This window comes from Vibrio sp. 03_296 (assembly GCF_002265885.1).
Genome location: NZ_NPKW01000046.1, coordinates 149,574 through 165,194, shown reverse-complemented (window position 1 = coordinate 165,194; position 15,621 = coordinate 149,574). Strand labels below are relative to the sequence as shown.

At 48.1% G+C, this 15,621-nt stretch carries 15 protein-coding genes; 7 read left to right on the top strand and 8 right to left on the bottom strand.

All coding sequences use genetic code 11. From position 1 onward, the window contains the following. Positions 1-40: 40 nt before the first annotated feature. The gene (locus CIK04_RS04485) at positions 41-355 is read right to left on the bottom strand and encodes a hypothetical protein (protein WP_038964482.1); all 315 of its coding nucleotides are present in this window, start codon (positions 353-355) and stop codon (positions 41-43) included. Between the two features lie 52 nt (positions 356-407). Continuing rightward, the gene (locus CIK04_RS04480) at positions 408-1,331 is read right to left on the bottom strand and encodes a LysR family transcriptional regulator (protein WP_038940049.1); all 924 of its coding nucleotides are present in this window, start codon (positions 1,329-1,331) and stop codon (positions 408-410) included. A 125-nt stretch (positions 1,332-1,456) separates the two neighbouring features. Between CIK04_RS04480 and yjjG the strand changes: the two genes are divergently transcribed. Then, complete coding sequence (yjjG, locus tag CIK04_RS04475) at positions 1,457-2,131, top strand: pyrimidine 5'-nucleotidase (protein WP_017791650.1); 675 nt, start codon at positions 1,457-1,459, stop codon at positions 2,129-2,131. Between the two features lie 2 nt (positions 2,132-2,133). On the opposite strand, the gene CIK04_RS04470 is transcribed toward yjjG, so the two are convergent. Then, positions 2,134-3,060 carry an AraC family transcriptional regulator gene (locus CIK04_RS04470; protein ID WP_097352538.1) on the bottom strand — a complete coding sequence of 309 codons (927 nt, stop codon included), beginning with the start codon at positions 3,058-3,060 and terminating at the stop codon, positions 2,134-2,136. Positions 3,061-3,186: 126 nt separating this feature from the next. Here CIK04_RS04470 and nrtS point away from each other — a divergent pair, with 126 nt between their 5' ends. Together nrtS and CIK04_RS04460 are read left to right on the top strand one after the other, a co-directional pair. After that, a complete protein-coding gene (nrtS, locus tag CIK04_RS04465; RefSeq protein WP_011151841.1) occupies positions 3,187-3,459 on the top strand; it encodes a nitrate/nitrite transporter NrtS in 273 nt (90 codons plus the stop codon). A gap of 4 nt (positions 3,460-3,463) precedes the next feature. Further along, positions 3,464-4,366 carry a methyl-accepting chemotaxis protein gene (locus tag CIK04_RS04460; protein ID WP_017422464.1) on the top strand — a complete coding sequence of 301 codons (903 nt, stop codon included), beginning with the start codon at positions 3,464-3,466 and terminating at the stop codon, positions 4,364-4,366. Between the two features lie 35 nt (positions 4,367-4,401). On the opposite strand, the gene CIK04_RS04455 is transcribed toward CIK04_RS04460, so the two are convergent. Together CIK04_RS04455 and CIK04_RS04450 are read right to left on the bottom strand one after the other, a co-directional pair. Continuing rightward, a complete protein-coding gene (locus CIK04_RS04455) occupies positions 4,402-5,127 on the bottom strand; it encodes a lipoate--protein ligase (RefSeq protein ID WP_097352539.1) in 726 nt (241 codons plus the stop codon). Between the two features lie 56 nt (positions 5,128-5,183). Further along, positions 5,184-6,338: a PLP-dependent aminotransferase family protein gene (locus CIK04_RS04450; RefSeq protein ID WP_026050743.1), complete on the bottom strand. Its 1,155-nt coding sequence runs from the start codon at positions 6,336-6,338 to the stop codon at positions 5,184-5,186. Positions 6,339-6,451: 113 nt separating this feature from the next. On the opposite strand from CIK04_RS04450, the gene CIK04_RS04445 reads away from it, so the two are divergent. Then, a complete protein-coding gene (locus tag CIK04_RS04445; protein ID WP_026050742.1) occupies positions 6,452-7,321 on the top strand; it encodes a GyrI-like domain-containing protein in 870 nt (289 codons plus the stop codon). 73 nt (positions 7,322-7,394) lie between these two features. Here the strand turns inward: CIK04_RS04445 and phnX are convergent, their stop codons facing one another. The 3 genes from phnX to phnW all read right to left on the bottom strand — a co-directional run bounded on the left by phnX (position 7,395) and on the right by phnW (position 10,810). After that, entirely contained in the window at positions 7,395-8,210 is an 816-nt protein-coding gene (phnX, locus tag CIK04_RS04440; protein ID WP_097352540.1) for a phosphonoacetaldehyde hydrolase, read from the bottom strand. Positions 8,211-8,300: 90 nt separating this feature from the next. Beyond that, on the bottom strand, positions 8,301-9,680 hold the full coding sequence (locus tag CIK04_RS04435) for an aspartate aminotransferase family protein (protein WP_097352541.1): 1,380 nt from the start codon (positions 9,678-9,680) through the stop codon (positions 8,301-8,303). A gap of 26 nt (positions 9,681-9,706) precedes the next feature. Further along, entirely contained in the window at positions 9,707-10,810 is a 1,104-nt protein-coding gene (phnW, locus tag CIK04_RS04430; protein ID WP_097352542.1) for a 2-aminoethylphosphonate--pyruvate transaminase, read from the bottom strand. Positions 10,811-11,077: 267 nt separating this feature from the next. Between phnW and CIK04_RS04425 the strand changes: the two genes are divergently transcribed. The 3 genes from CIK04_RS04425 to CIK04_RS04415 all read left to right on the top strand — a co-directional run bounded on the left by CIK04_RS04425 (position 11,078) and on the right by CIK04_RS04415 (position 15,612). Beyond that, the gene (locus CIK04_RS04425) at positions 11,078-12,088 is read left to right on the top strand and encodes a putative 2-aminoethylphosphonate ABC transporter substrate-binding protein (protein WP_097352543.1); all 1,011 of its coding nucleotides are present in this window, start codon (positions 11,078-11,080) and stop codon (positions 12,086-12,088) included. A 684-nt stretch (positions 12,089-12,772) separates the two neighbouring features. Further along, positions 12,773-13,879, top strand: coding sequence for a putative 2-aminoethylphosphonate ABC transporter ATP-binding protein (locus CIK04_RS04420; RefSeq protein WP_097352545.1), 1,107 nt, complete (start codon positions 12,773-12,775; stop codon positions 13,877-13,879). 8 nt (positions 13,880-13,887) lie between these two features. Next, a complete protein-coding gene (locus tag CIK04_RS04415; protein WP_097352546.1) occupies positions 13,888-15,612 on the top strand; it encodes a putative 2-aminoethylphosphonate ABC transporter permease subunit in 1,725 nt (574 codons plus the stop codon). Positions 15,613-15,621: the final 9 nt, after the last annotated feature.

Here is a 15,621-nt window from a genome sequence, read left to right as displayed (position 1 = left end):
TTCCTAAATTAAACAAACTGGGTTATGTGATGCTTGTCGATTACTGAGTGCTGCATGAACTCATTTTGATCAACTGATGTTGCATCACTAATGACGGATGCTCGATCAATCCCATCAATGGTTGGCAATCAGGGCAAGCCGTAAACTGCTCACCGGCATTCTTGGCATCGTCCATTGTTTGCCAGTAAACAATGTCTGTCCAACGATTGGTGGTGCAGTCGTGACTTAGCGAGCGATAAAGAAAACCGGGCAGAGTGGCGATAAACCGATGGCTTTGTTCTGTCGCTGCAACGATGTCCTGCTCTGTTGCCCCTTCCACTAATGTGTAGCTTACTAACTCGATAACTTGTTCCATGAGAGATTCTCCTGTTGTGTGATAGTCAAACTCACATTACCTCTCTTCGCTGTCAGAACGTGTCAGTAGCCGAATCCCAGTACGGTGCATCACTGCCCAGTTTTTCGTTGAGGAAGTCGATAAACATCCGGACTTTCAATGGCATGTGTTTGCGTTCTGGGAAAACAGCGTAGAGAAAATGTTGTGGCAACTGATACTCAGGCATGAGGTTGACGAGTTTTCTATCACGTAACTCTTTGCCGATGATAAATGTCGGCATTTGCGCAATGCCAATGCCGGCAAGCAGTGCTCTTCGGATGGCTTCACTATTGTTGACGATAAAATTGCCCTTAGGCAGAACTCTGTATTCGTTACCTTGATTGAGAAAAAGCCACTCGTTACCACCGCGAAAATAACTGTAGCGCAAGCAATTGTGCTGAGCGAGATCGGCAGGTTTGCTCGGTGAACCCATGCGGGAAACATAGTCTGGCGAGGCACATAATACGGTGCGGCAGGGCGCAAGACGTTTTGCAATAAGGTTCGAATCAGGTAGGTGACCAATACGAATGCCGAGATCGAAGCGGCCAGCCACGAGGTCGACCATCTGATCTTCCAACTGCAAATCTACTTCGACCTTAGGATAACGGCTCAAAAACTCACTGATCAGCGGGGCAACATGAAGCACACCAAAAGTCATTGGGGCCGTGATTTTCAGTCTTCCTCGTGGCTCACCTTGGAGTTCGGTAACGGCATCAACCCCTTGTCTGGCCAGATTGAGTGCTTGCGCCGCGTATTCGTAGTAACGTTCTCCTGCCTCCGTTAAGCTCAGCTTTCGAGTGGTACGATTCAACAAGCGGCTACCGAGTTTATCTTCGAGATGATTGATGCGTTTACTAACGGCGGATTTGGTTAAATGGAGCTGTTTGGCAGCAGAGGAAAAGCTGCCGCATTCAACAACCGAGACAAAAATCGGCAAATCGGAGAATTGACTATGCATAGGGCTCGTGATGAAAATGAGATTGTTGCCACTAAGGATACAATGTTTTTCTCAGTGTGGTGATTATCTTAAATTGAAAAACAATCTAAACTAGCGAAAAATGAGTTGGTTGTGGAAGTAAAACAATGAAATACGAATGGATCTGGTTTGACGCAGACGAAACCCTTTTTCACTTTGATGCTTTTAAAGGCATGCAATTGATGTTTGCCCGTAAAGGCGTGGATTTCACGCAAGAGGACTTTCAAGAGTATCAAACTGTCAACAAACCACTTTGGGTAGACTACCAAGATGGCAAGATCACCGCAGAAGAGATCAAGCATCGACGTTTTGCTGATTGGGCGAAAAGACTCGATACCACGACTTTGGAGCTTAACTCTGCGTTTCTCGATGCCATGGCGGATATTTGTACGTTGCTGCCTGGCGCACAAGAGCTGATGGAAGCGCTACACGGCAAAGTGAAGATGGGCATTATCACCAACGGTTTTACTGAGTTGCAGGCCGTACGTTTAGAGCGTACCGGAATGAGTGCCTATTTCGACAAAGTGGTGATCTCAGAACAAGTGGGCGTTGCGAAACCGGATCTCGCCATTTTTGACCACGCGTTGCAAGTGGCAGGATTGCCATGCAAAAGCAAAATTCTGATGGTGGGAGACAACCTTCACTCTGACATTCTCGGCGGGCTGAACTTTGGTATTGAAACCTGTTGGTTGCAACATCCAGGAAGTCAGCCTGATGCCGCGATTGCTCCTCACTACACCGTGACGTCACTGTCAGAGCTGAAAGCCATTCTTCAAGCGTAAGATCAAGCTTCTTTGCGAGCTTTTCCGGGGCTAACAAGAAACGCTTTCTTAAAGGCCCTTGAAAACGCCGCTTCCGAGCGATAGCCCACCGATTCGGCGACCAAAGCGATGCTGTCTCCAGCCTTAATTTGGCTCCAAGCAAGCTGCATGCGCCACCACGTCAAATACTCGATGACCGTTGAACCACTGATCTGACGAAACGTGTTCGCGAGTGCACTGCGCGACATAGCGCAGTGCTTGGCGAGAGATTCCAATGTCCAGTCATGTTGTGGCTGCTGGTGAACCGCAGAAATGACATGACGCAGCTTGGGGTGGGCGTACAAAGAGAGCAGCCCCACTTGTTCGGGGTGCGAGTACAAGTAAGCCCTCAACGCGTTGATAAACAGCAGCTCGGCAAGCCTGCCGATGATCACATCCGACCCTGTTCCGTCTTGGTAACTTTCAGCAAGAATCATTGACATGATTGGCGTCAGCCATTTTTCACTTTCTTCTGCTTTGATGACGAAGACACAAGGCAAGGCTTGCAAAATGCCATGAATGCCGATGTGTTGGAATTCGACTTTCGCGCATAATAATCCAGTGGAGTTTGGATCTTGGCATTGCGCATAGCTGAGATGCTGCTGCTCGCCAATCAATGGTGTAATGGGGGAGAGGCGATGGCTGAGCTCTTTGGGGAAAATGACCAAGTCACCCGTGTTCAGGGTTTCTTGCATCACGTCAGGAACATCTAAACGACAGTCGCCTTTGGTCACCATATGGAAACTGGTGTGGGTGGCTTCGTCTTTATTTATTACCCAGTTTCCGCACACTTGGGCATTGTGATACACCTCAACGTCTAACCGCATATGTTGAATTAAATGAGAAAAGGGCTCCAAATTGTACTCCTGAGCATAATTTGTGGACGAGTAAGCATTCATCGTACAGAACAATTCCTTTACTGTTAACCCCGTTAAAACGAATTATTCCTGCATTTGCTGGTGGTAACTCCAAAGTAATCACACAAATTAAACCGCGATAAGACAACGCGATAAGACAAAAGGGAGCTGACCTTTGCCATGCCAACTTCAGAATTGAAATCGACAAGCAGAAAAACAACGTTGAGTGATTTTATCTCGACCGCGAAAACCCCTTCAATTTTGAAACGCTCCATCAAGGTGGCGGCGATTGTCGGTACGGTACTAATGATGATCAATCACGGTGATGCATTATTCGCGGGTCAGGTCGAGAGTGAGCGCGTACTAAAAATTTTGCTGACTTATATGGTGCCATTTTGTGTTTCTACCCAAGCCAGCGTGAGTGCAACATTGGCCATGCGAAAGAGTGCGTAACTGAATGAAATTTAGACTATTCCAAAAGAAATTAGAGCAAGACCAGATCATTATTGATCGCTCACGACTAGTAGAATTAGAAGCAACCGAAGCACGCTATCAGCAGTTTGTCCAAGATAATCCCTTGGCTTATGCGCAGCAAATTGTCACCAACGCGAGCAATGTAAATAAGGCGTCTGCCAATCGCATGACCTCTATTACGGAAAGCTCAGAGCTGGTGGGGTATTTCATCGAGCAATCTAACGATATAGAACGTTTATCCGCAGATTCTTATCGCTCAGCAACGCAAACAGCAGACACTGCGTCACAGGCCATTTTGAAGTTGCATAGTGTTATGGAGCAGATCCATGATTCAAAAGTGCAGATTTGTGAATTTACCAAATTGTTGAATTCGTTAGAGCAAAACAACCAAAACATCGGAAAATTGGTGGACTCCATCAAAGGTATTGCTGCACAAACCAACTTGTTGGCACTGAATGCGGCGATTGAGGCTGCGCGCGCCGGTGAGCACGGACGCGGCTTTGCTGTAGTCGCAGACGAAGTGCGCTCTTTGGCCAACACGGCAACGGAATCTGCCGACAGCATTAGCTTTGAGATGAAATCCATCATGGATATTTCTGCGCAGGTGATGGAAAAGCAGAAGGAAGTGGAGCAAGTCATCCACTACAGTGCAGAAATTGCAGAAAAAACCGTGAGTGATATGGAAAGCTTGGTGCAGATGTCTGGCGAAAGCCAACGCTCGGTGGCGAATGTTATTGAGAGTGTGCAAAAGCAGCTATCAGATTCACATACGATTCAAAGTAATATGCATCGTTTGGTTGAAGACACCAGAACGGCGTTATCGTTGTCAGGTTCTAACCACGAGCTGGCGAAGCAAATTACTCAAGCACTGATTGACGTAAAATAATTTCCCCAACGGCGCAGGGACGCGCACTCCCTCTCTCAGGATTTCACTTGTCTGACAAACGCATCCGACAAGGATTGAAACAAGCGATCTATCGATGGTCTTTGCTCAATATGCTCAAACAACGGCGTATGCACATCGGCAAGGATTTCCGCGTTATGATTGCTCAGTTGATTACACAATTGAACGGGTTTGACTATCTTGGCCATGTCGGCATCGATCAATAAACACGCTTGAGCAAGGATGATCTGCCCACCGGATTTTTTCAGCAGCACACGTTGCGCGGTCCCCACAATTTTTTGTCCAGCAATGTTGAGATTGTAATCACCATCACAATAAGACCCCGGTGTGGCATGAACATCGGCCTCTAAGCCAAATTGCTGAAAAAAGCCGCGCAGAGTATCACACAGTTTCAAATAGGCTGAACGGATGTCATAGGCTTGATCTTGCGGCCAGTGGTAGAGGTGCGAGAGGTTAATAATGCCCGGCACTTGTGGTACCGGCGCTCCCCCAGTTTTTCGTGCCGTCAGTTTCCAGCCAAGCTCGGCGAGTTCAGCGCGTAAATGTTCGGTTTGTGGCCATTTATTACCAGCGGGTAGCACAAGCGTGGGGTGCTTTACTTGCCAAAGCAACAGGACCTGATCGAGTTCACCAGCCTGTACCTGCTTGATCAACGCCTCTTCTCGCTCGAACAGCGTTTCTGCATCAATACTGAGATAACGAATTAATCTGTTTTTTGTAGCCACAATGTTTCTCTCGCTCATTACGACGACGATGAAAAAACCGCCCGTAGGCGGTTTAGTCTCGATTTTTCATGTTCTTAAACTAAGGCTAGTTTAAGACCTTCCGCCAATCGCGTCACGGCTTCTTTCAACTGTTCTGGCGTAGCATTGGTGAAGTTGAGACGCAGCGCGGCTTGCGCTTTTTGTCCCGCAGGGTAAAACACCGGGCTAGGGACCACCGCAACACCATTACCGAGCAGCGATTTAGCCAGTGCGAACGTATCGCATTCTGGTAGCGTTACCCAGACAAACATGCCGCCATCGACCGATTTCAACTGGCAGTTTGCAGGCAACTGCGTTTGCAGCGCCTCTGCCAATACTTGGTAGCGAGATTGATATAGCGTGCGGATTTTTTCCATATGCTCTGGGAATTTTTCATGCTCAAGCAAACCAAGCAGCAGGGCTTGCATCGGCACGCTGGAATGAAGGTCGGCCCCTTGTTTTACTTTGATTAACGGTTCTAGGTAGCTGACTTTGCCTGTTACGATACCAATGCGTAGACCCGGAGAGGCGATCTTTGAAAACGAACGAAGCACAATCGAATCTTGCGGGCAGAAATCGGAAACCAGCGGCAGCGCTTCACCTTGGAAGCGAAGCTCACGGTATGGCGCATCTTCAATGAATGCCACTTTGTGTTCGATACACAGCTTGGCGACCTGTTTGCGCGTTTCGAGTGACCAACACACGCCCGTTGGGTTGTGAAAATCAGGTACGGCGTAGAACATTTTTGGCGAATGCTGCTTAAAACACGCTTCAAGTTCGTCAAGATTCGGCCCCGCTTCGGTTTGAGAAACCGTGACAATGTTGGCACTGACAAGGCCAAACACTTGCATCGCACCAAGATAGCTTGGCGCTTCCATCACCACGGTGTCACCCGGGTTAATATAAGCGCGAGCGATGAGGTCGAGCCCTTGCTGCGAACCAGTACACGCCATTGCCATGTGTGTTTCAGGCAGCGACATGTAGGTTTTTAGAAAGTTAAGCAGTGGGGCGTAACCCGCCGTGGCACCGTATTGGAATACTTGCGGCATCTCAGAGAGTTTTTCCAATGTCGGTTTCATTAACTCGATTGGGAAAGTTTGCTCATCAGGCAAACCACCAGCAAGAGAAATGACACTAGGATCGCTCGCAGCAGCGAGGATTTCGCGAATATAGGACGATTGAATTTGTTGTAACGAACGAGCGATTTCCATTGTGTTTCCTGTCTGTCTTTTATTTTGTTTATTCGACTGATAGTACATGGGGTTGAGTTTTGTGAAATGTCCATTTATGCTCTTGAATATGTCCATTTATGCTATTTTCGTTGATGAGTCAGCAGCACATATCCCGTATCAATGACGTTCTTTACTTCATTCATCAAGACATCAGTCGTGAACTGTCTGCCAAAGCACTGGCCGATGTGGCAGCTTACTCCGAGCAGCATTTTCATCGCGTGTTTAAACAGGTCGTTGGCGAATCCATTCATCAATATATTCGGCGCACTAGAATGGAGTACGCGGCCAATCAATTGATGTTTGATACGCGCTCGTCGGTACTCGATATTGCCAACAAATGCGGTTTTAGCTCGGTCTCCTCTTTTAGTCGTGCGTTCAAAGCGACATTCTCTATGGCGCCTGGAGAGTGGCGTTGTCACGATTTGCACATCTCCGATAAACCCTATTTGAAGGATCCTGAGGTAGCGGCGGGTTATCATCGCGTGGCGAAACGGACCTTACCCGAACCGAAAATTACCGAAGTGCCTGAGCGCATGGCGGCGTATGTGCGCCATGTGGGGTATAACCGATCGATCAAAAATGCGTGGCTGATCCTCAAAGCGTGGGCAAACAGTGAAGGGCGCTCATTTGAGGTGCAATTTGGCTTGCACCATTCCAACCCAGCGTGGGTTGAGTTGGATAAGTGCCGTTATGTGGCCTGTATCGCGATAGATAAGCCTTTGAAATATCGGGGAGTGGTGAATCAAATGGTGATTCCTGGTGGTTTGCACGCGGTGTTTCGTCTGCATGGGGTGTATGGGGAATTGCTGCCTCAAATCAGCATGGTGTTGGAAAAATGGTTGCCAGCGTCAGGTTTCAAACTGCGCTCAACGCCCGCTTATGTACACTATCACAGCAATCATTTTGTCAATGAAAGTGAAGCGTTCGAGCTGGATTTTTATCTGCCTATCAGTTTTTTCTGAGGCGCTTTTCTGAGGACGAGTTCGCCACGTGCTGTCCACGTGGCGTTCGTTTATGGTGCCGTGATTTTAATCGCTATGGACGCTCACCTGCTGCTAGGCGACGTTCGATATCTGCCACCACTTCTGGGAAGTCAGCAATGGTGTCGATGAGGTAATGCGGCGAGCTCTTGAGTAATTTTGCACGCGCTTTTTCACGAGCGGCATTAAGTGTCGCTTCGTCCGCGGTTTGGTACTCTTCAAACGTAAGACCTGCTTCGTTGCCAGAAAGCAGTAAACCAACGGTCCACATACCGGCGTTATGACCTTCATCGATACCCGGGGCTGCGTCATCCACTTTGATACAGGCATTTACATCGGTCACGTTCAGCTCAATCACGTTCTTGAGTGCCATAAATGGCGCAGGGCGACCACCTTGAGGCAGGTCATCCGTTGCTACTACGTAATCCGGTTTGTAGCCGTAATCCGCTGCCACCGGAATCAGCACGTCCATCACTTCGCGGGGGTAACCAGAACAAGAACCGATCTTGATGCCTTTGTCTTTCAGACCGTTCACCACTTCAATCGCATTGAGAATTGGCTCTGCGTGGTCAGCCACTTTTGCTTTCTGCAAAGGCATAAATGCTGCGTAGATAGCGTCGATGTCTTCGCTGGTCATTGAGCGACCAAACTTCTCATTCCAACGCTTATCAACTGTAGGAATACGACCCACAGCTTGGATGTGGTCCCATTTACCAAGCCCCATTGGTTCACGCGCTTCTTCAAGATCGATTTCGAAATCAAATCCTTGCTTGAACGCTTCCACAAAGATACTGGTTGGTGCAAAAGAGCCGAAATCGACGATAGTGCCAGCCCAGTCAAAGATCACTGCTTGAATTGGTGAGTTGCTCATGTTCAATCCTTTTTCTTGCTTGCCAGAGCGCTTTTCTACACGTTGGAACTGCGCTCTGGATACATTGGTTTTTGTTGAGGTCTATTGACCCTAAAAGTAGTTAAAGTCTTCACACACTTTGGCGATCGCTTCTTCGAAGATCGCCAACGCTTCTGTCAGTTGTTCGCGAGTGATGATCAGCGGTGGGCTGAGTTGAATCACGTTACCTTGCGATACCTTGAAGCTCACGCCATTGTTGAGGCATTGGTACAACACAGCTTCCGCTTCGTCATACGCACGCGCTTTGCTTTCGTGGTCAGTAACCAGTTCAATGCCCCACAACATGCCGATGCCACGTACATCACCAATCACTGGGTATTTGGCTTTCATCTGTAGCAGCTTTTCACGCATGAACTGGCTGTCGGCTTTGGCTTTATCTAGCAAGCCGCCTTGCTCAATCGCTTCCATGGTTGCCAGTGCCGCAGCACAACCGATAGGGCTTTTCTCATGAGTGTAATGACCCATGGAGATTTGCTCGGCAGTGTTGTATTTGTCTTTGGTTACCATGGCTGCGATAGGCACTAAGCCTCCGCCCAAGCCTTTACCGATGCAGAGCATATCTGGCTCGATGTCGTAGGCTTGGTAGGTGAACCATTCGCCGCTGCGACCCATACCATTAGGGATGTCGTCGATGATCAACATGACATTGTGTTTGTCACAGATTTCGCGGATGCGTTTCCAGTAGGCTTTGCTCGGTACTTGTACGTCGGTATTACGAACCGCTTCTGCGATAAATGCGCCCACGCCACCTTCTTTCTCAATCACGTATTCAAGGTAGTCGGCGTAATGCACATCGCTGCCGTCCGCGACTGGGAAAGCGCCACGATAAGACACCGCTGGTGGAATGCGCTCGACACCTGCCATTAATGGCCCCATGCCTTGGCGGAAACACGCTTCACCACCCACTGAGATGGCATCTAGCGATGCGCCGTGGAAGGAATCCCACAGAGACACCACCTTGTAGTTGCCCGTGATGTGGCGCGCTAGTTTAAGTGCCATGCCAACCGCAGATGTGCCACCCGGAGCAAACAACACGCGATTCAATTCGCCGCCACAGATTTGTGTGAGTTTTTCGGCACATTCAATCGCGGTCTCGTTGGTAAAACGACGTGGTGAAAACGGCAGTTTGGCAATTTGCTCTTGCACACGTTTAATCACATGCGGATGACCGTAGCCCAGCTGATGGATGTTATTGCCATGGAAGTCCATGTACTTTTTGCCGGTGGCATCTTGGATGTAGATGCCTTCTGCTGCTTCCAAGGTATCTAAGCAAGGCGTCGACATGGCTTGATGAAGAAAGACTTCCGAATCACGCTTCAATAATGCTTGCGTGCGTTCGTCGTCCATCGATGCATTCCAAGCTTGGCGCGCTGGTGTTGTGTTGACATCACCTTCGCTGCGGAAATGGGTGGGGTTGATATTCTGAGTCATAGCGCTCTCTCAATCAGCAAACTGCTTTACGCAACTTTCCAGTACATTGCTTTTTCAATTGCACCGATTAAGCGCTCGATATCTGCTGGGTAAACTTCGCCAATGTTGCCGATACGGAAGCAATCTGCGTTCGATACCTTACCCGGATAAATCACAAAACCTTGCTCTTTCAAACGCGTGTAGAACGCTTTGAATTGGTAATCACTGTGTGTTGGAGAGTAGAAAGAAGTGATGATTGGCGAGTGAAGCTCATCATTCAGTAGCGGTTCGAAACCCAAAGAGCGCATACCTGCAACCAGTGTTTTCTGGTTAGTTTGGTAACGGTTATGACGAGCCTCAATGCCGCCTTCTTGTTCCAGCTCTAGTAATGCTTGGTAGAAAGCGCGAACCGTGTGCGTAGGAGACGTGAAACGCCATTTGCCGTGGTTCACTTCCATGCAGTGCCACTGGTCGTAAAGATCAAGGCTCAAAGAACGTGCCTGACCTTGGCACTTTTCTAGCTCAGTTTGTTTTGCAATCACAAAGCCAAAGCCCGGCACGCCTTGAATACATTTGTTTGCAGAGCTGATCATAAAATCGATGCCTAGCTCTGCGATATCGATAGGAATGCCACCAAAGCTCGACATGGCATCGAGAATCACCACTTTGCCGTGTGCTTTTGCAGCAGAAGCAAAGGCCTCAATAGGGTTAAGCATGCCAGTGGTTGTCTCGCAGTGAACAATCGCCACGTGTGTGATCGCAGGATCCGATGCCAATGCAGTTTCCACCTCGTTCAAGTGTGGCTGTGATGTTTCGCCTGGGGAAACAACATGGCATGGAATATTTAAGTAATCAGCGATCTGAGCGATACGTGCACCGTAAGCACCGTTGTCGACAACCAACAACTTTCCATTTTTGCCAATGGCGCTGCCGATTGTCGCTTCTGCTGATGCGGTGCCGCTACCTTGCATTAGTACGCTGGTGTAGCCGTCTTGCTCCGTCGCCAGTTTTACAAGCTTAGTGCGGATCACTTCTACAATGTCTTTGTTGTATTCATCATCCCAAGTACACCAGTCTTTTAGCATGGCTTCTCGAACGCTTTCAGAAGTGGATAAAGGGCCCGGAGTCAGTAGTAGGTATTCGTTTTTCATCTCGATTTCCATCAGAATAATTTGATTGGTCTACACCAGTAATTGGGTTCACTCTAGCAAGGATGAAAAAGGGTCGTAAATAGCCATTCAGTGAATTTCATAAAACTTTCATATCCAAAATTTCACCGATCAATTGGTCGCTTATTTATCGATAATTTTCTAAAAACTGCCATTTAATGGTCATGAATTCGTCATAAAGGCTCAGTAGGGTGGTTATTGTCAACTGGTACAGACCAAATTAAAACTTAGCCAAATTAACTGGAGAAAATGATGAAAAACCGTTTGATGAAAGGATCGCTGGCTGCACTTGTCTCTCTGCTAGCTACGAATGCAATGGCTGCACAGGAAGTGACGGTTTACACCGCTTTCGAAACTGACATTCTTGCTAAATACAAGTCTGCGTTTGAGAAAGACAACCCAGATATCAAGATTAAGTGGGTTCGTGATTCAACAGGTATCATGACGGCGAAATTGCTGGCAGAAAAGAACAACCCTCAAGCGGAAGTGGTTTGGGGTCTGGCTGGCTCGTCAATGGCACTGCTAAAAGAAGAAGGCCTTTTAAAACCGTATACACCAAAAGGTTTGGAAGAGCTGCACGCGAATCTAAACGACCCTCAATCAAACCAAGCTTGGTTTGGTAACGATGCGTTTTTTAACGCAGTTTGTTTCAACGAAGCGGTAGCGAAACAACTTAACCTGCCTAAACCAACGTCTTGGGAAGACCTAACGAAGCCGGTTTACAAAGGTCACATTGCAATGCCGAACCCAGCTTCTTCAGGCACTGGCTACATGCAGGTTTCTGCTTGGTTACAAAACATGGGTGAAGATCAGGCATGGAACTACATGCGTGACCTAGACAAGAACATTGCACACTACACGCACTCGGGCTCTAAGCCATGTGTTCAAGCGGGTATGGGTGAAGTGGCTATAGGTATTTCGATGGCAAGCCGCGGTGCGAAGCTGAAAACACAAGGCGCACCACTAGCGGTTATCACACCAAAAGGCATCGGCTGGGAATCAGAAGCGGTTGGCCTAGTAAAAGAGTCGGATGCAGCGAAGCGCGTTGTCGACTGGTCAATCTCTAAAGCGGCAAATGAGCTTTACGTAGAAATGTACCCAGTGGTGGGTCACAAACAGGTGAAAGCGATCGTGTCTAACTTCCCGAACGTTCAAGAGAACATGGCGAAGATGGACTTTGCGCAAATGGGCAGCAAGCGTGCAGAAATTCTAGCGACATGGTCTAAGAAGTTCGACGCGAAATCAGAGCCAAAATCTTAATTGAATTTGCTTTGCGTTGAATGTTGAAATCCACCTCGGTTGAGGTGGATTTTTTTGTTATCGGCACCAAGGCAAGGTTGTCTTTTATCGTTTCGACGCTTTAAGTTCGATGTCATTCGTTCTATGGGTACTCGCGGCACAATGGATTCCGGATAGCTCGCTCAGGCTCGTCCGGAATGACATGCTTTTTGATTATGGAAGTGTCGCGCTTTAAGTGTCATTCCCGATAGCGACGAAGGAGCGTGGTCGGGGATCCATGGTGTTTTTTGGCGCGAATGCGAAAGTTCACCACGATAGAAATGGACGTTTGCTGTCGGCACCAAGTCGAGGCTGTCTTTTATCGTTTCGACGCTTTAGGTTCGATGTCATTCGTTTTATGGGTGCTCGCGGCGGAATGGATTCCGGATAGCTCGCTCAGGCTCATCCGGAATGACGTGCTTTTTGATTATGGAAGTGTCGCGCTTTAAGTGTCATTCCCGATAGCGACGAAGGAGCGTGATCGGGAATCCATGGTAATTGCTTGGTGTTGGCGCTTAAGTTGGTCATAGTTTTTTTAACGATGAGTTGTGCTAGGTTGAGGCGATAACCTCCCTTCATCTATTTGTCATCTTCTGGCTATAAATTTGTCATTGGAACGTAACACTCTAAAACTAAATTTGGTATATACCATTTGGAGTGTGTGTTATGTCAACTAACCAACCTTACCTAAGTATTGAAAATGTTGTGAAGCAATTCGGTCAGTTCACGGCATTAAAAAATATCTCTCTGGCGATCGAAAAAGGCGAATTCGTTTGTTTCTTGGGCCCTTCTGGCTGCGGTAAAACCACGTTATTACGAGCCATCGCTGGCTTAGACCTACCAACGTCTGGTGCAATCTTTCAAAACGGTCAAGAGACCACATTCCTACCACCCGAGAAGCGCGACTTTGGCATCGTATTCCAATCTTACGCGCTGTTTCCGAACCTAACGGTGCAAGAGAACATTGCGGTGGGTTTGAAGAACCAAGGTATGTCGAATAAAGAAGCGTTAGAGACTGTGGAGAAGTGGTTAGAAACCATTGGCTTGCCAACTTCCGGTGAGAAATTCCCGAACCAGCTTTCCGGTGGGCAACAGCAGCGTGTTGCTTTGGCTCGCGCGTTGGCGTTGTCTCCAGGTCTACTGTTACTCGATGAGCCTTTGTCCGCACTGGATGCAAAAGTGCGCGTTCACTTGCGCAATGAAATTTGCAAGCTGCAACGCAAGCTCGGCATCACCACCATTATGGTGACACACGATCAGGACGAAGCGCTGTCGATGGCCGATCGCATCGTGGTGATGAACCATGGGGTGATTGAGCAAGTTGGTACGCCTCAAGAAATCTACCAGCAGCCAGCCACGCGCTTTGTTGCTGAGTTTGTCGGCAGTATGAATTTTATTGAAACCTCCGTCGCGACGGACTCCCAAGTACGCATTGCAGAAACCCTAATGCCAGTGCCAAGCCTGACCAACCGTAAGATCCAACGTGGTGACCGATTTGATCTGGCAGTGCGCCCTGAACGCATCAAGTTCGTTGAGAACTACAGCAACGCTTTACCTGTGCGAGTGACCGAAACCGAGTTTCTGGGGGCGTTTTTCCGCATTGATTGTGTATTGCAAAATGACAGCTCAAACCAAACCATGGTGGTGGATGTGCCTGTAGAAACGGTTCAAAAACTCAATATCAAGGCGGGCGATGTACGTTACGTCCAGTTTGCGGAAGAAGGGTTGCATGGTTACCCCGTGCCTTCGGTTGATAAAGCACTAGCGGCGTAGGTGTAAACATGGACGCAAAGATAATGACAATGAATAGCCTCACCACTCATGACAAAGCGAAATCTTTATTTGGACGCATCAGTCGTGACAACCTCGTGTTGTTTGGCTTGTTGGCAGGTTTATCGGTATTGATGGTGCTGTTCATCTTAATGCCGCTTTGGGCAATGTTGACCAAAAGCGTACAAAACAGCGATGGTGAGTTTGTTGGGTTAGCCAACTTTGTGACTTACTTTGCCTCTTCAAGCTTGTGGGTGTCAGTGGGCAATACCTTTACTTTGGGCGTGATAGTGACCTCGGTTGTGGGTGTGCTTGCGTTTGGTTATGCCTACGCGCTGACTCGTTCATGTATGCCGTTGAAAGGTTTGTTTCAAATCCTAGGTACTGCGCCAATCCTTGCGCCTTCGTTGTTGCCAGCGATCAGTTTGATCTTCCTTTTCGGCAATCAAGGCATTGCCAAAGAAATGCTGTTAGGAAACTCGGTTTACGGCGTGATTGGTATTTCAATGGGGTTGATCTTTTGGACCTTCCCTCATGCATTGATGATTTTGACCACTTCTATGCGTACTTCCGATGCCCGTTTGTATGAGGCCGCCCGAGCGCTAAAAACCTCACCGATGAGGACCTTTTTTATGGTGACGTTACCTGCGGCGAAATACGGTTTGATCAGCACTCTGATTGTCGTATTCACGTTGGTGATCACCGATTTTGGTGTGCCGAAAGTCATTGGCGGAAGCTATAACGTTTTGGCGACGGACATCTTCAAACAAGTGGTGGGCCAGCAAAACTTTGCCATGGGTGCGGTAACCAACATCATGCTGTTATTTCCTGCGGTCATGGCGTTTGGTGCGGATCGTTGGGTGCAGAAAAAACAGAAGAGCTTATTCGATACACGTTCAGTGCCTTATCAGCCAGAACCCAACAAAGCGCGCGACAGCATCTGCTTGGTTTACTGCTGCATCATTTCTATCGCAGTGCTGGCAGTTTTGGGTATGGCAGTTTACGGCTCGTTGGTCACGTTCTGGCCTTGGAACAAAGCACTGACACTAAACAACTATAACTTCGCTGAAATGAGCACTTATGGTTGGAGTCCATTCTTTAACTCGCTAACGATGGCAGGTTGGACCGCGGTTATTGGTACAGCCATCATCTTTGTCGGTGCTTACTGCATTGAGAAAGGGCGTGCGTTTGGTCCAATTCGTCAAGTGATGCAAATGCTCAGCGTAGTACCAATGGCGGTTCCGGGGATGGTGCTTGGTTTGGGTTACATCTTTTACTTCAACGATGCGAACAATCCTTTGAACGTGCTTTACGGTACGATGGCGTTTCTGGTGATTAACACCGTAGTGCACTATTACACGGTCGGCCATATGACCGCATTAACCGCTCTCAAGCAACTGCCTTCGGAAATTGAAGCCACGGCAGCATCGGTCAAGCTGCCACAGTACAAGCTCTTTTTCAAAGTGAGTTTGCCAGTGTGCTTTCCTGCGGTTTTGGATATTGCTAGCTACTTGTTTGTTAATGCATTAACCACCACTTCTGCGGTAGTATTCCTCTACTCGACGGATACCATTCCTGCGTCAGTATCGATTCTAAATATGGACGATGCAGGCCAAACGGGCGCAGCGGCAGCAATGGCGGTGATGATCATGCTATCGGCAGCTATCGCAAAAATCGTGCAAATGATATTGGGCCAATGGTTAGACAGTCGTACTCAAGCTTGGCGGAAAAGATAAGGACACTTC

Bases quoted from the DNA above. Each gene is read 5' to 3' on its own strand.
- CIK04_RS04485 (WP_038964482.1), bottom strand. From the start codon at position 355: ATGGAACAAGTTATCGAGTTAGTAAGCTACACATTAGTGGAAGGGGCA.
- CIK04_RS04480 (WP_038940049.1), bottom strand. From the start codon at position 1,331: ATGCATAGTCAATTCTCCGATTTGCCGATTTTTGTCTCGGTTGTTGAA.
- yjjG (WP_017791650.1), top strand. From the start codon at position 1,457: ATGAAATACGAATGGATCTGGTTTGACGCAGACGAAACCCTTTTTCAC.
- nrtS (WP_011151841.1), top strand. From the start codon at position 3,187: ATGCCAACTTCAGAATTGAAATCGACAAGCAGAAAAACAACGTTGAGT.
- CIK04_RS04460 (WP_017422464.1), top strand. From the start codon at position 3,464: ATGAAATTTAGACTATTCCAAAAGAAATTAGAGCAAGACCAGATCATT.
- CIK04_RS04455 (WP_097352539.1), bottom strand. From the start codon at position 5,127: ATGAGCGAGAGAAACATTGTGGCTACAAAAAACAGATTAATTCGTTAT.
- CIK04_RS04450 (WP_026050743.1), bottom strand. From the start codon at position 6,338: ATGGAAATCGCTCGTTCGTTACAACAAATTCAATCGTCCTATATTCGC.
- CIK04_RS04445 (WP_026050742.1), top strand. From the start codon at position 6,452: ATGAGTCAGCAGCACATATCCCGTATCAATGACGTTCTTTACTTCATT.
- phnX (WP_097352540.1), bottom strand. From the start codon at position 8,210: ATGAGCAACTCACCAATTCAAGCAGTGATCTTTGACTGGGCTGGCACT.
- CIK04_RS04435 (WP_097352541.1), bottom strand. From the start codon at position 9,680: ATGACTCAGAATATCAACCCCACCCATTTCCGCAGCGAAGGTGATGTC.
- phnW (WP_097352542.1), bottom strand. From the start codon at position 10,810: ATGAAAAACGAATACCTACTACTGACTCCGGGCCCTTTATCCACTTCT.
- CIK04_RS04425 (WP_097352543.1), top strand. From the start codon at position 11,078: ATGATGAAAAACCGTTTGATGAAAGGATCGCTGGCTGCACTTGTCTCT.
- CIK04_RS04420 (WP_097352545.1), top strand. From the start codon at position 12,773: ATGTCAACTAACCAACCTTACCTAAGTATTGAAAATGTTGTGAAGCAA.
- CIK04_RS04415 (WP_097352546.1), top strand. From the start codon at position 13,888: ATGGACGCAAAGATAATGACAATGAATAGCCTCACCACTCATGACAAA.